The 16,358-nt window shown below is 69.1% G+C and carries 16 protein-coding genes; 8 read left to right on the forward strand and 8 right to left on the reverse strand.

All coding sequences use genetic code 11. From position 1 onward, the window contains the following. The first annotated feature begins 8 nt into the window (after positions 1–8). Positions 9–917, forward strand: coding sequence for a 1-aminocyclopropane-1-carboxylate deaminase/D-cysteine desulfhydrase (locus ACTWQO_RS07145; RefSeq protein ID WP_443236365.1), 909 nt, complete (start codon positions 9–11; stop codon positions 915–917). Between the two features lie 89 nt (positions 918–1,006). Here ACTWQO_RS07145 and ACTWQO_RS07150 read toward each other — a convergent pair whose 3' ends face one another. Next, complete coding sequence (locus ACTWQO_RS07150) at positions 1,007–2,602, reverse strand: Na+/H+ antiporter (protein WP_443236366.1); 1,596 nt, start codon at positions 2,600–2,602, stop codon at positions 1,007–1,009. A 58-nt stretch (positions 2,603–2,660) separates the two neighbouring features. On the opposite strand from ACTWQO_RS07150, the gene ACTWQO_RS07155 reads away from it, so the two are divergent. The 3 genes from ACTWQO_RS07155 (at position 2,661) to ACTWQO_RS07165 (ending at position 4,717) form a co-directional block, all read left to right on the forward strand. After that, positions 2,661–2,921 carry a UBP-type zinc finger domain-containing protein gene (locus ACTWQO_RS07155; RefSeq protein ID WP_443236367.1) on the forward strand — a complete coding sequence of 87 codons (261 nt, stop codon included), beginning with the start codon at positions 2,661–2,663 and terminating at the stop codon, positions 2,919–2,921. A gap of 270 nt (positions 2,922–3,191) precedes the next feature. Next, positions 3,192–3,605, forward strand: a complete 414-nt coding sequence (locus tag ACTWQO_RS07160) for an anti-sigma regulatory factor (protein WP_030784224.1) — start codon at positions 3,192–3,194, stop codon at positions 3,603–3,605. Beyond that, positions 3,602–4,717, forward strand: a complete 1,116-nt coding sequence (locus tag ACTWQO_RS07165; protein WP_443236368.1) for an RNA polymerase sigma factor SigF — start codon at positions 3,602–3,604, stop codon at positions 4,715–4,717. Before ACTWQO_RS07160 ends, ACTWQO_RS07165 begins: the two co-directional genes overlap by 4 nt. 33 nt (positions 4,718–4,750) lie before the next feature. Here ACTWQO_RS07165 and ACTWQO_RS07170 read toward each other — a convergent pair whose 3' ends face one another. Beyond that, positions 4,751–5,203: a hypothetical protein gene (locus tag ACTWQO_RS07170; RefSeq protein ID WP_443236369.1), complete on the reverse strand. Its 453-nt coding sequence runs from the start codon at positions 5,201–5,203 to the stop codon at positions 4,751–4,753. A 104-nt stretch (positions 5,204–5,307) separates the two neighbouring features. Between ACTWQO_RS07170 and ACTWQO_RS07175 the strand changes: the two genes are divergently transcribed. Both ACTWQO_RS07175 and ACTWQO_RS07180 read left to right on the forward strand, forming a co-directional pair. Beyond that, complete coding sequence (locus tag ACTWQO_RS07175; protein WP_443236370.1) at positions 5,308–6,276, forward strand: diacylglycerol/lipid kinase family protein; 969 nt, start codon at positions 5,308–5,310, stop codon at positions 6,274–6,276. A gap of 320 nt (positions 6,277–6,596) precedes the next feature. Continuing rightward, a complete protein-coding gene (locus ACTWQO_RS07180) occupies positions 6,597–6,854 on the forward strand; it encodes a WhiB family transcriptional regulator (RefSeq protein ID WP_016639615.1) in 258 nt (85 codons plus the stop codon). Positions 6,855–7,022: 168 nt separating this feature from the next. Here ACTWQO_RS07180 and ACTWQO_RS07185 read toward each other — a convergent pair whose 3' ends face one another. Both ACTWQO_RS07185 and ACTWQO_RS07190 read right to left on the reverse strand, forming a co-directional pair. After that, on the reverse strand, positions 7,023–8,498 hold the full coding sequence (locus tag ACTWQO_RS07185; protein ID WP_443236371.1) for a sensor histidine kinase: 1,476 nt from the start codon (positions 8,496–8,498) through the stop codon (positions 7,023–7,025). Between the two features lie 397 nt (positions 8,499–8,895). Further along, positions 8,896–9,537 (reverse strand): TetR/AcrR family transcriptional regulator, encoded by a 642-nt coding sequence (locus tag ACTWQO_RS07190; protein WP_443236372.1) that lies wholly within the window; start codon positions 9,535–9,537, stop codon positions 8,896–8,898. A gap of 86 nt (positions 9,538–9,623) precedes the next feature. Between ACTWQO_RS07190 and ACTWQO_RS07195 the strand changes: the two genes are divergently transcribed. Together ACTWQO_RS07195 and nagB are read left to right on the forward strand one after the other, a co-directional pair. Next, on the forward strand, positions 9,624–10,376 hold the full coding sequence (locus ACTWQO_RS07195; protein ID WP_443236373.1) for an SDR family oxidoreductase: 753 nt from the start codon (positions 9,624–9,626) through the stop codon (positions 10,374–10,376). 167 nt (positions 10,377–10,543) lie between these two features. Beyond that, positions 10,544–11,329: a glucosamine-6-phosphate deaminase gene (gene nagB / locus ACTWQO_RS07200; protein WP_328501674.1), complete on the forward strand. Its 786-nt coding sequence runs from the start codon at positions 10,544–10,546 to the stop codon at positions 11,327–11,329. Positions 11,330–11,484: 155 nt separating this feature from the next. Here the strand turns inward: nagB and ACTWQO_RS07205 are convergent, their stop codons facing one another. The 4 genes from ACTWQO_RS07205 to ACTWQO_RS07220 form a co-directional block, all read right to left on the reverse strand. Next, positions 11,485–12,966, reverse strand: coding sequence for a glycoside hydrolase family 3 protein (locus tag ACTWQO_RS07205; RefSeq protein WP_443236374.1), 1,482 nt, complete (start codon positions 12,964–12,966; stop codon positions 11,485–11,487). Positions 12,967–12,975: 9 nt separating this feature from the next. Then, a complete protein-coding gene (locus ACTWQO_RS07210; RefSeq protein ID WP_443236375.1) occupies positions 12,976–13,818 on the reverse strand; it encodes a carbohydrate ABC transporter permease in 843 nt (280 codons plus the stop codon). Next, positions 13,815–14,807 carry a carbohydrate ABC transporter permease gene (locus ACTWQO_RS07215; protein WP_443236376.1) on the reverse strand — a complete coding sequence of 331 codons (993 nt, stop codon included), beginning with the start codon at positions 14,805–14,807 and terminating at the stop codon, positions 13,815–13,817. Before ACTWQO_RS07215 ends, ACTWQO_RS07210 begins: the two co-directional genes overlap by 4 nt. 122 nt (positions 14,808–14,929) lie before the next feature. After that, entirely contained in the window at positions 14,930–16,213 is a 1,284-nt protein-coding gene (locus ACTWQO_RS07220) for an extracellular solute-binding protein (protein WP_443236377.1), read from the reverse strand. Between the last annotated feature and the right edge of the window lie 145 nt (positions 16,214–16,358).

The raw sequence follows: 16,358 nt of genomic DNA on the forward strand, positions 1-16,358 counted from the left end.
ATGACGAGGTGCCCGGCCCCGACACCTCCCCCCTCACCGACCTGCACCCCCGCCTCCCCTCGCCCGTGCAGGAGGTCACGGACGACCGTTTCACCCGCAACGGCATCCGCCTGCTCCTCAAGCGCGACGACCTGATCCACCCGGAGCTGATCGGCAACAAGTGGCGCAAGCTCGCGCCGAACCTCACCGCGGCGGCCGGACGCACCGTCGTCACCTTCGGCGGCGCCTACTCCAACCACCTGCGCGCCACGGCCGCCGCGGGCCGCCTCCTCGGCCTGCCCACGGTCGGCGTGGTCCGCGGCCAGGAGCTCGCCGACCGCCCGCTCAACCCCTCCCTCGCCCGGTGCGCGGCCGACGGCATGCGCCTGCACTTCGTCGACAGATCGACGTACCGCCGCAAGTCCGAACCCGACACCCTGGCGGCCGTCCTGCGCGCGGTGAGCGCCGAGGACGCGTACGTCGTCCCCGAGGGCGGCAGCAACCGCCTTGCCGTACGCAGCTGTCAGATGCTCGGCGAGGAGCTGCGCGGTCACGCCGACATCGTCGCGGTCGCCTGCGGCACCGGCGGCACACTCGCCGGACTGGCCGCAGGGCTCGCCCCCGACCAACGCGCTCTCGGCGTTCCGGTGCTCAAAGGGGGTTTCCTGACCGCCGACGTCCAGGCCCTCCAGTCCCGGGCTTTCGGCGGCCCCCGAGGCACCTGGACCCTGGACGACCGCTTCCACTTCGGCGGCTACGCCCGCACCGCCCCCGCCCTGGACGCCTTCGCCGAGGACTTCGAGAACCGCCACGGCCTGCCCGTCGAGCGTCTCTATGTCGCCAAGTTGCTGTACGCCCTTGTCGCCCTCGCGGAAGAGGGCGCCTTCCCGCGCGGGACGACGGTGGCGGCGATCATCACGGGCCGCCCTTTCGACTGACACGCGCCGCGCCCCGCTAGGGGCGCGGGGAACTGCGCGACCAGCCCCCACCGGCCCGCGGCGAACGAACTGCATATCCGGCCGAACGCTTACGTCGTCTCCCGGAAGGCCGCCGCCTCCTCCAGGTCCAGCCTGCGCAGCAGCGTCCGCAGCATCTCGTCGTCGATGTAGCGGCCGTCGCGTAGCTTGACGAACACCTCGCGTTCGGCGGCGATCATCTCCCGGGACAGGCGGCGGTAGGTGTCGTCGGCGGTTTCGCCGGTGACGGGGTTGACCGCGCCGAGGCGTTCCCAGACGGCGTTGCGGCGGCGCTCCAGGACGGTGCGAAGGCGGTCGGCGAGGGGCCCGGGGAGGGCGTTGCGTTCGTCGGAGAGGAGTTCGTCCAGGCGGCGCTCGGCGGCCCGGGAGGCCTGCGCCTGGGCGTTCGCCTCGGCGAGGGTCTCGGTCTGCTCGTCCCGGCCGGGCAGCTTCAGCAGGCGGATCAGCGGGGGCAGTGTGACGCCCTGGAGGACCAGCGTGCCGATGACCGTCGTGAAGGTCAGGAAGAGGATGAGGTTGCGCTCGGGGAAGGGCTCGCCGTCGTCCACCGTCAGCGGGATCGAGAAGGCGATCGCCAGCGAGACCACCCCCCGCATCCCGGCCCAGGACATGACGAACAACCCCTTCCAGACGGGGTACTGCCTTTGCTGACGGGCCCCCGCGAACAGCAGGCGCGACAGGTAGGCCAGCGGATACACCCACACGAACCGGGCCGCGACGACGACCAGGAAGACGGCCACCGCGTACCAGGCCGCGTCGGCACCCTCGTACTCCCCGAGTCCCTCGAGAACGACCGGCAGTTGCAGTCCGATCAGCGCGAACACCGACGACTCCAGGACGAACGCCACCATCTTCCAGACCGCGTCCTCCTGGAGGCGGGTCGCGAAGTCGACCTCCCAGGCGCGATGTCCGAGGTAGAGGGCGACGACCACGACGGCGAGGACTCCGGAGGCGTGCACCTGCTCGGCGGCCGCGTAGGCGACGAAGGGGATCATCAGGGAGAGCGTGTTCTGCAGCAGCGCCTCCTTGACGTGGACGCGCAGCCAGTGGATCGGCACCATCAGCACCAGCCCGATGCCGACGCCGCCGACCGCCGCGACCACGAACTCGGCGATCCCGCCCGCCCAGGTGGCGCCCTCCCCGACCGCGGCGGCGAGGGCCACCCGGTAGGCGGTGATCGCGGTGGCGTCGTTCACCAGGGACTCGCCCTGGAGGATCGTGGTGATCCGGGACGGCAGCCCCACCCGGCGCGCGATCGCCGTCGCCGCCACCGCGTCCGGCGGCGCGACCACCGCGCCGAGCACCAGCGCCGCTGTCAGCGGCAGATCGGGCACGATCACATAGACCGCCCAGCCGACGACGAAGGTCGCGAAGAGCACGTACCCGACCGACATCAGCGCCACCGGCCGCATCTGCGCGCGCAGATCGAGGTACGAGCTGTCGGTGGCCGCCGAGTGCAGCAGCGGGGGCAGGACGAGCGGCAGGACGATGTGCGGGTCGAGTGTGTAATCGGGCACTCCGGGGACGTACGAGACCGCCAGGCCGGCCGCGACCAGCAGCAGCGGAGCCGGCACCGGGGTACGCCGGGCAGCCGCTGCGACAGCGGCGCTGCCCGCCACCAGCAACAGCAGTGGCATCACGTCCATCGTTCCCGCCCTCGTTTTTCCGCGCGGTCATCCACGCGCCCGTCGTAACCTGGCAATCATGAAACAGTGCACGCACGCCGACGCGCTGCCGCACCCGGAACCCAAGCCCCTGAGCGACACCTGTCCGCAGTGCCTCGCGGAGGGCTCGCACCCCGTACAACTGCGGCTTTGTCTCACCTGCGGTCATGTCGGCTGCTGCGACTCCTCGCCCGGAAGGCACGCCGCGGAGCACCACAAGGACTCGGGGCATCCCATCATGCGGACTCACGAGCCCGGTGAGCACTGGCGCTGGTGCTTCGTCGACCATGTACTTGTGTGACGCTGTATTCGACGTATTCGACGTCTGATTCCGACGGTTCAAACGTGGGACGTCTGGGTACGTCAACCCGGCGCGCGCTCTTCCCAATTGGGCCCGCAGACCCCCTAGCCACGGAGCGTATCCGTGTGTTTACTATGAGTGACAGCACGGGGTTGGGGTCCCGGGGACAGGAAACTTCAGAGCGCGGTAGCGTCACCGCTGAACACACTTCGCGTTACCCCGGGGGGCGACCCTCGGCCCCGAAAAGCTTGTACCACCTTGGAGGTGAGGGTGTCCCAGATCGCAGGCGAGCCCGCGACCCAGGACTTCGTGGAAGTCCGGCTGCCGGCTGCGGGTGCCTACCTGTCGGTGCTGCGTACGGCCACGGCCGGTCTCGCAGCCCGTTTGGACTTCACCCTCGACGAGATCGAGGACCTTCGCATCGCGGTGGACGAGGCCTGCGCGATCCTGCTTCAGCAGGCCGTGCCCGGCTCGGTACTCAGCTGCGTCTTCCGCCTCGTCGACGACTCGCTCGAGGTCACCGTCTCGGCCCCGACCACTGACGGTCACGCCCCCGCGCGCGACACCTTCGCCTGGACTGTCCTGTCCGCCCTGGCGGGCAAGGTCTCCTCCGCGGTGGACGACGACAAGACCGTTTCGATCAGCCTCTACAAACAGCGCGGCGCGGGACCCGGGCCGGCGTGAAGGACGGGGACGGGCCGGTGCGGGACGAAGAGCGCGGCACACGGGAGCTGCCGGCCGAGGGCACAAGCGGTCCGAGCGGTGCCCGACGCATGGCTGACGGCATCGACGGCATCCCCGAGCAGGCCCGGCCGCATCCGGAGGACGACGCCGACGACCTGACGGCGGCCGGCCTCCTGGACGACGGGCAGCGGGATCGGGATGGTGCCGTGCAGAGCGCGCCCCTGGAAGGCGGGATCGGGGTCTCTCCGGTCCGGGAAGGGGCGGCGGCTCGGGGAAGGGCGACGGGCGGGACGATGAGCGAGCACGAGCGAGACGATCAGCCGGGCGTGCCAAGCGTGCAGGCCACGCAGCACGACCCTCAGGACCGCAGCGGGGCGCGCGCCATGTTCGTCGAGCTGCGCAAACTGCAGGACGGCAGTCCGGAGTACGCGGATCTGCGCAACAAGCTGGTCCGCATGCACCTGCCGCTCGTCGAGCACCTCGCGCGCCGCTTCCGCAACCGCGGAGAGCCGCTGGACGACCTGACCCAGGTCGCCACCATCGGCCTGATCAAGTCCGTCGACCGCTTCGACCCGGACCGCGGCGTCGAGTTCTCGACGTACGCGACCCCGACGGTCGTCGGCGAGATCAAGCGGCACTTCCGCGACAAGGGCTGGGCGGTGCGCGTCCCGCGTCGGCTGCAGGAGCTGCGCCTCGCGCTCACCACCGCCACGGCGGAGCTCTCGCAGCGGCACGGCCGCTCCCCCACGGTCCATGAGCTGGCCGAGAAGCTGGGCATCTCGGAGGAGGAGGTCCTGGAGGGCCTGGAGTCGGCCAACGCGTACTCCACGCTGTCTCTGGACGTCCCCGACACCGACGACGAGTCCCCGGCGGTCGCGGACACGCTGGGCGCGTACGACGAGGCCCTGGAGGGCGTCGAGTACCGCGAGTCGCTCAAGCCGCTCCTCGAGGACCTGCCGCCGCGCGAGAAGCGGATCCTGCTGCTGCGCTTCTTCGGCAACATGACGCAGTCGCAGATCGCGCAGGAGGTCGGCATCTCACAGATGCATGTGTCGCGGCTGCTGGCACGGACGCTGGCACAGCTGCGGGAGAAGCTCCTCGTAGAGGAGTAAGGCCTATTTCAAGAACGCCTACTTGAAGAACGCCTACTCCTGAGACGCGTTCCCGGGCCCCTGGATCCCGAGGGCCCGGGTCGTCTCGGCGTTCACCAGCAGCACCAGCGCCGTCACCGCCACCACGGCGAGCGCGATGCCGCCGGGAATGGCCAGGCTGTCGGCCTGGAGCAGGTTGTAGGCCACCGGCAGCGCCAGGAGCTGTGTGATGACGGCCGGGCCGCGGCTCCAGCTGCGCAGGGCGAGCAGTCCGCGGGCGGCCAGCAGCGGCAGCAGCGCGAGGACGAGCACGGTGACGCCGCCGGTGATGGCCTGCTGCCGGTCGTCCGGGTCGCCCGTGATCCCCAGGACGAGCATCCACACACCGCCGACGACCAGGGCGAGCCCCTCCAGACCGGCCAGCGCGGCCGCGTAGGTCAGGCGCCGGGGGCGGGGTTCTGCGGTTTCCGGGGCGGCTTCAGAAGAGGGGTTCTGCTCACTGCTCACCCCTGAAGCGTAGCCCTCGCCATGTCCGCCGCCGTGGCCAGGATCTCTTACGAGATCCCTACCTGGGCTGGGCCCGGTACCACCCAGTAGGTACGCTTCAACGCATGCGTGCACTTCTCGTGGTCAATCCGGCGGCAACCACCACAAGCGCACGTACGCGCGATGTCCTGATCCATGCGCTCGCCAGCGAGATGAAGCTGGAGGCGGTCACCACCGAGTACCGCGGCCACGGACGCGACCTGGGCCGGCAGGCCGCGGAGAGCGACGACATCGATCTCGTGGTGGCCCTCGGCGGCGACGGCACGGTCAACGAGGTCGTCAACGGCCTGCTCCACGCCGGCCCCGATCCGGACCGCCTCCCCCGCCTCGCCGTCGTCCCCGGCGGCTCGACCAACGTCTTCGCCCGCGCCCTCGGCCTGCCCAACGACGCCGTGGAGGCCACCGGCGCCGTGCTCGACGCGCTGCGCGACAAAAGCGAACGCACCGTCGGACTCGGACTCGCCGCGGGCACACCGGGCACCGAGGACGAGGCCGTCCCGGCCCGCTGGTTCACCTTCAACGCGGGGCTCGGCTTCGACGGCGGTGTCGTCGGCCGGGTCGAGCAGCAGCGGGAGCTGGGCAAGAAGTCGACACACGCGCTCTACGTCCGCCAGGTCGTCCGTCAACTGCTGGGTGAGTCCAACCGGAGACACGGTTCGATCACGCTCGAGCGGGCCGGCGAGGAGCCGGTGACCGGTCTGGTGGTGTCCATAGTCTCGAACACCGCCCCATGGACCTATCTGGGCAATCGCCCGATGTACGCGTCACCTAAGGCTTCGTTCGATACCGGGCTCGACGTATTCGGTCTGACCCGGCTCTCCATGCCGGCGGTCGCCCGGTATGGCACGCAGTTGCTCAATTCGTCCCCCGAGCACGGACCCCAGGGCAAGCACGCCGTGGGCCTGCACGACCTGGACCAGTTCACCTTGCAATCGAAGGCACCACTACCCCTCCAGATGGACGGCGACCACCTAGGGCTGCGTACCAGCGTGACGTTCACAGGCGTACGCCGTGCACTGCGTGTGATTGTGTGAGCAGAAGGGGCTAAAGTCCTTTCACTCGAACGTTTAGGCCAGGGTCCACCCCATGGAAGTACGGCTGTGACCTAGTCGACACCGAGGAATCAAAAAAAACTTTCCGGAAGGGGTTGTATCCGCCGCTGAGGTTTGCGAGTCTCTACGTGGCGATCGGGACGGCCCGCAGAATCGGCCTCCACAGATCACCGGAACCCCTCTTCAATCCACAGGACCACGCCAGGGAAACCTGACGGTCGGCCCTTCACTTGTTGAGGGATTCGTGAAAGCGTTCACATTCACAAGCAATCAGCACGTAATACCAAGGAGAGGTAGCAGCCATGGACTGGCGTCACAACGCCGTTTGCCGCGAGGAAGACCCCGAGCTCTTCTTCCCCATCGGCAACACCGGTCCTGCGCTGCTGCAGATCGAGGAAGCCAAGGCCGTCTGCCGCCGCTGCCCCGTCATGGAGCAGTGCCTGCAGTGGGCGCTCGAGTCCGGTCAGGACTCCGGCGTCTGGGGTGGTCTCAGCGAGGACGAGCGTCGCGCCATGAAGCGCCGTGCCGCCCGCAACCGGGCCCGTCAGGCCTCCGCCTGACACACCCGCCCCGCAACAGCCTGAGCTTGGCGGCGCGTACAGCGAGTACGCATCTCCCGCCCCCGAGCCGCAGCGCGCAGTACCCCCGATGCGCATAACCCGCACGAGCACTAGCCTCGGACCACAGGATGGTCCGGGGCTCTTTGCTGTGCGCAAACGCCATGTGCGCTACTTGTTCGCCTGCACCGGGATGTCCAGGATCACCTGGGTGCCCCGCTCCGGCGCCGGCACCATGTCGAACGAGCCGCCCAACTCGCCTTCCACCAAGGTCCGTACGATCTGCAGCCCCAGGTTGCCCGCGGTCTGCGGGTCGAAGCCGGCGGGCAGTCCGATCCCGTCGTCCTGGACGGTGACAAGGAGCCGCGCCTCCTTCGTCGTACCGCCGCGGACGGCCGTGACCTCGACGGTTCCCGTGTCGCCTTCGCGGAAGCCGTGTTCGAGGGCGTTCTGGAGGACTTCGGTCAAGACCATGGAAAGCGGGGTGGCGACCTCGGCGTCCAGGATGCCGAAGCGTCCGGTGCGCCGGCCGGTGACCTTGCCGGGCGAGATCTCGGCGACCATCGCGAGGACCCGGTCCGCGATCTCGTCGAACTCCACACGCTCGTCCAGGTTCTGAGAGAGCGTCTCGTGCACGATCGCGATCGACCCGACTCGCCGGACCGCCTCTTCGAGGGCCTCGCGCCCGCGGTCGGACTCGATACGACGGGCCTGGAGCCGCAACAGGGCCGCCACGGTCTGGAGGTTGTTCTTCACCCGGTGGTGGATCTCCCGGATGGTGGCGTCCTTGGTGATCAACTCGCGTTCGCGGCGGCGCAGTTCGGTGACGTCGCGGAGCAGCACCAGCGAACCGATGCGGGTGCCCTTGGGCTTGAGCGGGATCGTGCGGAACTGGATCACCCCGTCGCGGGCCTCGATCTCGAACTCGCGCGGCGCCCAGCCGCTGGCCACCTTGGCGAGCGCCTCGTCCACCGGGCCGCGGGACGGGGCGAGTTCGGCGGTGATCTTGCCGAGGTGGCAGCCGACGAGGTCGGCGGCGAGGCCCATCCGGTGGTAGGCGGAGAGTCCGTTCGGGGAGGCGTACTGGACGATGCCGTCGGCGTCGAGCCGGATCAGTCCGTCGCCGACGCGCGGGGCGGCGTCCATGTCCATCTGCTGGTTCGGGAACGGGAACGAGCCCGCCGCGATCATCTGCGCGAGGTCCGACGCGCTCTGGAGATACGTCAACTCCAGGCGGCTCGGGGTGCGGACGGTCAGGAGGTTGGTGTTGCGCGCGATGACACCGAGGACGCGCCCTTCCCGTCGTACCGGAATGGACTCGACCCGGACCGGCACCTCTTCGCGCCACTCGGGGTCGCCCTCGCGCACGATCCGGCCCTCGTCGTGGGCGGCGTCCAGCATCGGGCGGCGGCCGCGCGGGACGAGGTGGCCGACCATGTCGTCCTGGTAGGAGGTGGGCCCGGTGTTGGGGCGCATCTGGGCGACGGAGACATAGCGGGTCCCGTCGCGGGTGGGGACCCACAGGACGAGGTCGGCGAAGGAGAGGTCGGAGAGCAGCTGCCACTCCGAGACCAGCAGATGCAGCCACTCGAGATCGGAGTCGTCGAGGGCGGTGTGCTGGCGGACCAGTTCGTTCATGGAGGGCACGTGTGCGAGCGTACCTGGCGGTTTGTACGGCTCTGAAATGTACGGGCTCTCATACGACCTGCCGTACGGCCCCGAAGACACCCGCGGGCCGCGGCGCCTGAGAGGGACCCTCAACCCTCCCGGCACCGCAGCCCGGAGCAGCATCGGCCGCGGGGTGTGCGGTCCCGGTCGGCCGAAGGGTGAGGAGCCGGGGCAGTCAGGGCAGAGAGCTCCGGTTCCTCGGTCCGCCTTCCTGTGCGGGGAAGACGGAGGCTCTAGTGAAGCGCGCCGTGCTTGATACGCGCTTGAGCTTCCCTACGCATTGTGGACTAGACCACTAGACGTGTCCATGCATCGGGAGCTGTTTTGTTGTTGAACCCTGTGCGTTGTTGGCGCTTCGCAGCCTAACCCGCTCGGGCTACGCGCGGGGCCAGATGGCCATGGCAATTTCCGCGAGCGCTTCCAGCTCCTCCCGGCTCGCGCCGTCGCGCGCCTGCTGGGACATGCCCTGGATCACCGCGCCCGTGTGCCGGGCGAGCGCGGCGGCGTCGGTGTCGGCCGGGAGTTCACCTGCGGCGATGCCCGCTCTGATACGGCGCTCGAAGGCGGCGATGTTGGCGTTGCGCCGGTCGCGCAGGGACGCCTCCACCTCGGGGTTACTGCAGTTGGTCGCCGCATGGACGACGAGACAGCCGTGCGGGAGGCCGGGTGCCGTGTATGTCGCGGCGGCTTCCCGCAGCATGCGCGCGACGGCCGCCCGGGCGGTGGGTTCCTCGGCGAGGGCGCGGTCACCGAAGGCGCCGTACCGCGTGCCGTACTCGCTGACGACCTCCGCGAAGAGCGCCTGCTTGTCGCCGAACGCCGCGTACAGGCTCGGGGCGCCGATGCCCATCACGCGGGTGAGGTCGGAGACGGAGGTCGCCTCATAGCCGTGCTCCCAGAAGGCCATGATCGCCTTCTCCAGCGCGGTTTCCCGGTCGAAGGAGCGGGGGCGGCCACGCGCCCTGCCCTTCGCCCTCCCCTGCTCGCCGGTCGTCTCGGTTCCCACCATGGGGTTCATTTTATAGCGGGTGCTAGAGAAATGTCGGTGGGGTGTTGTACGGTCTTTTTGTAGCGACCACTAGACAAATGAGAGGGGGCGCCGACATGGGCGTGCTTGCCGGCAGGACGGCACTGGTGACGGGGGCGAGCAGGGGAATCGGGCGCGGGATCGCCGAGCGGCTGGGGCGCGAGGGGGCGCGGGTCGCGGTGCACTACGGCAGGAGCGAGGCGGCCGCGAAGGAGACGGTCGCCGCGATCGAGGCGGCGGGCGGCTCAGCGTTCGCGATCGGCACCGAGCTGGGGCTGCCGGGGGACGCGGAGGCACTGTGGGAGGAGTTCGACCGGCACGCGGACGGGCTGGACATCCTGGTGAACAACGCCGGGATCGGTGTGTCCCGGCCGATCGGGGAGATCGAGGAGGAGGAGTACGACCGGGTCTTCGCGGTCAATGTGAAGGCACCGTTCTTCATCGCCAAGCACGGCCTGGCGCGACTGCGCGACGGCGGACGGGTCATCAACATCTCGTCGGGACTGGCCCGGACCGCGGTGATGCCGAACAACATGGCGTACGCCATGACGAAGGGCGCCCTCGATGTCTTCTCCCGCGACCTGTCGAAGGTGCTGGGCTCGCGGAACATCACGGTGAACTCGGTGGCGCCGGGGATCATCGCCACCGACAACACGTATGAGCTGCTGCATGCGAGCGAGGAGGCGTGGGGCGAGGCAGCGGCGATATCCGCGCTGGGCCGGGTGGGCGAGACGGCCGATGTGGCGGAGGTGGTCGCGTTTCTGGCGTCCGGGGGAGGACGGTGGGTGACCGGGAGCTGGGTGGATGCGACGGGGGGTTCGCTGACCTGAGGGACGACCGCTGTTGCGCCGGATCGTGTCAACATGCGGGAGGGATTGTGGTGGTGCGGATGCCCCTTTTCACCTGGGGCGCAAGGCCCGTCTCTGTTAGATTGGTCTAAACCACATAGCCCCTACGGGTCCCCCAGAGCCCCTCTTCTCAGATCGGCAGGCCCAGCGTGGAAGTTGTCATCGTTCCGGACGCCAAGGCGGGTGGCGAACTGATCGCCGAGGCCATGGCGCAGCTCCTGCGGCGCAAGCCCGATGCCCTGCTCGGCGTGGCCACCGGGTCGACGCCGCTGCCCATCTATGAGGCGCTGGCCGCCAAGGTGAAGTCCGGTGCCGTGGATGCCTCTCGGGCGCGGATCGCCCAGCTCGACGAGTACGTGGGGCTGCCGGCCGAGCATCCGGAGTCGTACCGTTCGGTGCTGCGGCGGGAGGTGCTGGAGCCGCTGGGGCTCGGGATGGACGCGTTCATGGGGCCGGACGGTACGGCTGAGGACGTGCAGGGGGCGTGCGAGGCGTATGACGCTGCGTTGGGCGCCGCCGGTGGGGTGGATCTGCAGTTGCTCGGGATCGGGACGGACGGGCACATCGGGTTCAACGAGCCGTGCTCGTCGCTGGCCTCACGGACTCGGATCAAGACGTTGACCGAGCAGACGCGGGTGGACAACGCGCGGTTCTTTGACGGGGACATCGAGCAGGTGCCGCATCACGTCATCACTCAGGGGATCGGAACGATCCTTGAGGCTCGGCATCTGGTGTTGCTCGCCACGGGTGAGGGGAAGGCCGATGCGGTGGCGGCGACGGTGGAAGGGCCGGTTGCTGCGGTGTGTCCTGCCTCGGCGTTGCAGTTGCATCCGCATGCGACGGTTGTTGTGGATGAGGGGGCTGCGTCGAAGTTGAAGCTGGGGGATTACTTTCGGCATACGTTTGCCAACAAGCCGGAGTGGCAGGGGATCTAGGCGTCTGCGGGGTTCTGTTTCAGTGTCGGCTGCGGGTTCGTTGTGGCTGGTCGCGCCCACGCGGCGGAGCCGCAAATTGATACAGCCCCGCGCCCCTGGCCACGTTCAAGGCGCCGGTCCCTGGACAGGGACCGGCGCCTTCGTCCTCGTACCCCTCACTCGCCCGCTATGACCTCCGCCGCCGCCCGTCCACACACCCGTGCCGCCCCGTGCGTCGCGATGTGGAGCGCGCCCCTCGGGGGCGCCTGGGGCACGCCCATCTCGACCACGATCGTGTCGGGGCGTTCCCGTAGCACCGTGTCGAGGGCCGCTGACATCCAGGTGTGGCGGTGTTCGTCGCGGACGACGGCGACGATGCGGTGGCCGTTCGCTGCGGCGAGGGCCTTGGGGCCTGCCTCGTCGCCGGTGAAGCTGCCCGTCTCCGTGCCGGGGAGCAGGCGGGTCAGTTCCGCGGCGACGCCCCAGGGGGTTTCGTCGCCGACGGCTATGTTCGCGACCGGGGTGAAGGCGGCGACGTAGGGGGCCTTGGTCAGGGGGGCGTAGGGCTCCTCGGCCGTCACTCTCAGGGCGCGGCGGGCCGCGATGAGGCCGATGTCCGTTCGGGGCTCGCCCGTGTTCGTCGGGGCTTCGGACGTCCAGTGGGCCAGCGCGCGTACGCGTTCCGCCGCGTCCGCCAGGCGTTCCTCGGAGAGTTCGCCCGAGCGGACGGCTGAGATGAGGGCGTCGCGCAGGCGGCGTACCGTCTCGTCGTCCGCGAGGCCGCCGCCCACGCAGATCGCGTCGGCGCCGGCGGCGATGGCGAGGACGCTGCCGCGTTCGATGCCGTAGGTGGCGGCGATGGCCTGCATCTCCATGCCGTCGGTGACGATGAGGCCGTCGTAGCCGAGCCGGCCGCGCAGCAGCTCCGTCAGGACCGGGCGGGACAGGGTGGCCGGGCGGTCCGGGTCCAGGGCCGGGACCAGGATGTGGGCGCTCATCACCGCGCGGGTGCCGGCGGCGATGGCGGCGCGGAACGGGGAGAGTTCGCGGGACGACAGCACCGAGGCGTCGGCGTCGATGCGGGGCATCGCGTGGTGGGAGTCGACCGCGGTGTCGCCGTGGCCCGGGAAGTGCTTGGTGCAGGCGGCCACCCCGGACGACTGGAGGCCGGTGACGTAGGCGGCGGTGTGGCGGGCGACCAGGTCCGTGTCGGCGCCGAAGGAGCGGACGCCGATGACCGGGTTGGAGGGGTTGGAGTTCACGTCCGCGGACGGGGCCCAGTTGAGGTTCACCCCGCACTCGGCGAGACGGCGGCCGAGTTCGTACGCCACCTGCTCGGTGAGCGAGACGTCGTCGACCGCGCCCAGCGCATGGTTGCCGGGGAAGGAGGAACCGGTCCTCACCTCCAGGCGGGTGACATCACCGCCCTCCTCGTCGATCGCGACCAGTACGTCATCGCGTTCGGTGCGCAACTGGGCGGTGAGTGCGGCCAGTTGGTCGGGGGAGGCGATGTTGCGGCCGAACAGGCCGACGGAGGCCAGGCCCTCGCCGAGGCGGCGCAGCAGCCAGTCGGGGGCGGTGGTGCCCGGGAAGCCGGGCTGGAGGACGGTCAGCGCATCGCGCGTCAGGGTGTCTGTGCCGCTGGCGAATGTCGTCATCGGGTGGCGTTATCCCTTCACGGCGCCCGCGGTCAGACCCGCGGCCATCTTGCGCTGGACGAGCAGGAACAGGACGACGATCGGCACGGCCATCATCGTGGCGCCGGCCATCATCGGGGCGAACTCGGTGCCGTGCTTGGTGCTGAAGTTGCTGAGCCACACGGTCGCGGTCTGGTTGTTCTGGCTGAGCAGCATCAGGGCGTAGAGGTACTCGTTCCAGGCCTGGATGAAGCCGTAGACCGAGGTGGCGACCATGCCCGGAGCCAGCAGCGGGAAGACGACCCGGACGAAGGCGCCGGTGCGGGTGCAGCCGTCGACCATCGCCGCCTCCTCCAGTTCCCTCGGGATGTTGACGATGAAGCCGCGCAGGGTCCACACCGTGAAGGGGAGGATGAAGGTCAGGTACGTGATGATCAGGCCGCTCAGCCTGTCGTACTGACCAAGGTCGTTGAGCAGCAGGAAGACCGGGATGATCATGGCGACCAGCGGGACCATCTGGACCGCCAGGATGCCGACGATCACGATCTTGCGGCCGCGGAAGGCGAACCGGGAGATCGCCAACGCGGCCAGCAGGCCTACGACCATGCCGATCACGACCACCGCCAGCGACACGATCAGGCTGCGGCCGACCGGGCCCCAGAAGTCCGCGATGTCCAGCGCCCGGCCGAAGTTGGAGAAGGTCAGGGCGGTCGGCCACAGACTCGGGTCCGGGTCGATGGCGTCCTTCTCCGGCTTGAACGCCGTGTTCAGCATCCAGTAGACGGGGAAGCCCGCGGTGAGGAAGACGAGGAGGCCCAGGAGGTTCCAGCCCGCCTTGGACTTCCGGGGGGCCTGAGGGACCACGGTGCTCATTCGACCTCTCCGATCTTCAGCATCTGGCGCATGTAGACGGCCACGACACCCAGCAGCAGCACCACGGTGAGCAGGGCGATCGCCGAGCCCTGCGCGTAGTCGTTGACCACGAAGGCACGGTCGTACGAGTAGGTGGTGAGGATCTGGAACTCGGCCTCGGGATGGCCGTTGCGCATCACGAAGACCTGCGGGAAGACGCCCATGTCCCAGATGACCGACAGGGTCGTCAGCATCACGATGATCGGCTTGAGGATGGGGAGCGTGACGTAACGGAACACGCCCCAGGCGCCCGCGCCGTCCAGCCGGGCCGCCTCCTCCATCTCCTTGGGGACCTGGGTCAGACCGGCGCTCAGCGTGATGACCACGAAGGGCACGGCCCCCCACACCACCAGCAGCATGATCACCGCGAGGCCTTCAGGTCCGCTCGCGAACCAGTTGTGGCCGATCATCTCCACGCCGGGCAACTTGCTGAGCAGCGCGTTGAGGATGCCGTAGTCCGCGTCGAACAGCCACTTGAAGACCGTGGTCGCCACGATGATCGGCATGCCCCAACTCGCCACCAGGGCGATGTTGATCAGGGTCTTCACCCAGCCGGAGACCCGCTGGAGGAGCAGCGCGATCAGCATGCCGATGACCATCGTGAAGATCACGCAGCCGGCCGCGAAGACGATCGTCCGTACGACGACCGTCCAGAACTGGCTGTCGCCCAGCACCTTGGTGAAGTTGTCGAGCCCGACCGACTTCGCCGGCTGGAAGCCCCACAGCTGGGACTGGCCGAACTCCTGGAAGGAGAGGGTGACCAGACGGACCAGGGGGTAGCCGAGGACGAGCGCGAGGATGAGGAGGCAGGGGGCGAGCAGCAGCCAGGGCAGGCCGCGGCCACCCGCCGTCGTCCGGCCTTTCGGTGGCTGCTTCGCGACAGCCGGTGGTGGGGGCGACTGCCGCCGCGGCGGCACCTTGGCAGGGGTGGTGGTGTCTGCGGCACTCATCGCGCGCTCCTCAGCGGTCCCTCAGGTCGTACGAAAGCGAAGGCCCGTACCGGTAAGTGCGTACGGGAAGCAGGGCCCCGCCCCCGGAAATCCCCCCGGGGTCAACGGGGCCCTGCCTCAGGTCACTTGGTGTTGATGACCTTGTCGATCGCGGCGTCCGCTTCCTTCGCGGCGGCCTCGACCGTCTTCTTGCCGGTGCCGATGCTCTGCAGCATGGTCTGCAGGATCTGGGCCTTCTCGACCTGGCCCCAGCCCGGCGCCATCGGGACGAACCAGTTGGACTCGGCGGCGGTGGCCGGGACGGCCGTCGCCGGGTCGTCCTTGAGGGTGGCGAGGTCGGTCTTGTTGTTGGGCAGGTTGCCCTTGGCGATCAGGCCCTTCTGGCCGGAGGCGCCCGCGAAGGCGTTGATCCACTCGGCTGCGACCGCCTGCGCGTCCGACTTCACCGGGACGGCGAGGTCGGAGCCGCCCAGGAAGACGGGGAGGTTCTTGCCGGACGGGCCGGGCATCACGAAGCTCTCGAGGTTGCCCTTGAGCTTGCCGGTCTTGTCGTTCTTCGGGTCCTCGGAGGTCGCGCCCTCCCAGGCCGCACCGAAGATCATGGCGGACTTGCCCTGGCCGTAGACGATGTAACGGTCGGACTCGTCCTTGGTCTTGTCGCCGTGCATGTACGAGTCGACGACGTTCTTGAACTCCTCCAGGCCCTTGACCGACTCGGGCGAGGAGAGGTTGGCCTTCCACTGACCGCCGGACTCCTCGGCGATGGAGCCGCCGGCGTCGTAGACGAAGGACATGGCCGCGTACCAGTCACGGGTGGGCTGGTACCAGGCGCTGAACTTGTCGCCCTCCTCCTTCTGGATCTTGTCCAGGGCGGAGGTCAGCTCCTCGTACGTCTTCGGCGCGGACTTCACGCCCACCGAAGCCGCCACGTCCTTGCGCCAGTTGGCGACCCGGCCGCCGGCGTAGTACGGAACGCCGTAGGTCTTGCCCTCGTACGTCACCGAGGCCTTGAGGCCGTCCAGCCAGGCGTCCGCGTTGTCGAACTTGGCCGGGTCGACGGGGGCGAAGGCGCCCTTGACCATGTAGCCGAGCATCTCGGTGTTGCCCATCTCGACCACGTCGGGGGCCTTGTCGGTGGCGAGGACGGCGTCGAGCTTGGCGTTCTTGTCGGGCCAGCCGTAGTACTCGTGGTTGATCTTGATGCCGGGGTGCTTCTTCTTGATCGCGTCGTCCGCGGCCTTCACCAGCTCGGGCCAGTTGTTCTGCGCGTCGACGGTGAGCCAGACAGTCAGCTCCTTGGCGTCCGCGCCGGTGTTGTCCGAACCCCCGCTGTCACTGTCCCCGCACGCCGCGAGGGACACCATCATGCCCGCGATACCGATCGCGGCTATCAGCTTGCGCTTCACGCCACCCTCCTCAGGGATGCCCCCCCGTACCGCCATCGGGGCCGGGACTGGACCAATGGTGTAGACCAGTACCGGGAGCCTGGACCAGACCAACACGCCTGTCAAGAGTGTTCGAAACGCCTCCGACCAGCCGTTATGCGACCTA

The organism is Streptomyces sp. 4N124, assembly GCF_052245395.1.
Taxonomy (GTDB): domain Bacteria; phylum Actinomycetota; class Actinomycetes; order Streptomycetales; family Streptomycetaceae; genus Streptomyces.

Bases quoted from the DNA above. Each gene is read 5' to 3' on its own strand.
- ACTWQO_RS07205 (WP_443236374.1), bottom strand. From the start codon at position 12,966: ATGACGACATTCGCCAGCGGCACAGACACCCTGACGCGCGATGCGCTG.
- ACTWQO_RS07150 (WP_443236366.1), bottom strand. From the start codon at position 2,602: ATGGACGTGATGCCACTGCTGTTGCTGGTGGCGGGCAGCGCCGCTGTC.
- ACTWQO_RS07175 (WP_443236370.1), top strand. From the start codon at position 5,308: ATGCGTGCACTTCTCGTGGTCAATCCGGCGGCAACCACCACAAGCGCA.
- ACTWQO_RS07155 (WP_443236367.1), top strand. From the start codon at position 2,661: ATGAAACAGTGCACGCACGCCGACGCGCTGCCGCACCCGGAACCCAAG.
- ACTWQO_RS07180 (WP_016639615.1), top strand. From the start codon at position 6,597: ATGGACTGGCGTCACAACGCCGTTTGCCGCGAGGAAGACCCCGAGCTC.
- ACTWQO_RS07215 (WP_443236376.1), bottom strand. From the start codon at position 14,807: ATGAGTGCCGCAGACACCACCACCCCTGCCAAGGTGCCGCCGCGGCGG.
- ACTWQO_RS07195 (WP_443236373.1), top strand. From the start codon at position 9,624: ATGGGCGTGCTTGCCGGCAGGACGGCACTGGTGACGGGGGCGAGCAGG.
- ACTWQO_RS07190 (WP_443236372.1), bottom strand. From the start codon at position 9,537: ATGAACCCCATGGTGGGAACCGAGACGACCGGCGAGCAGGGGAGGGCG.
- ACTWQO_RS07210 (WP_443236375.1), bottom strand. From the start codon at position 13,818: ATGAGCACCGTGGTCCCTCAGGCCCCCCGGAAGTCCAAGGCGGGCTGG.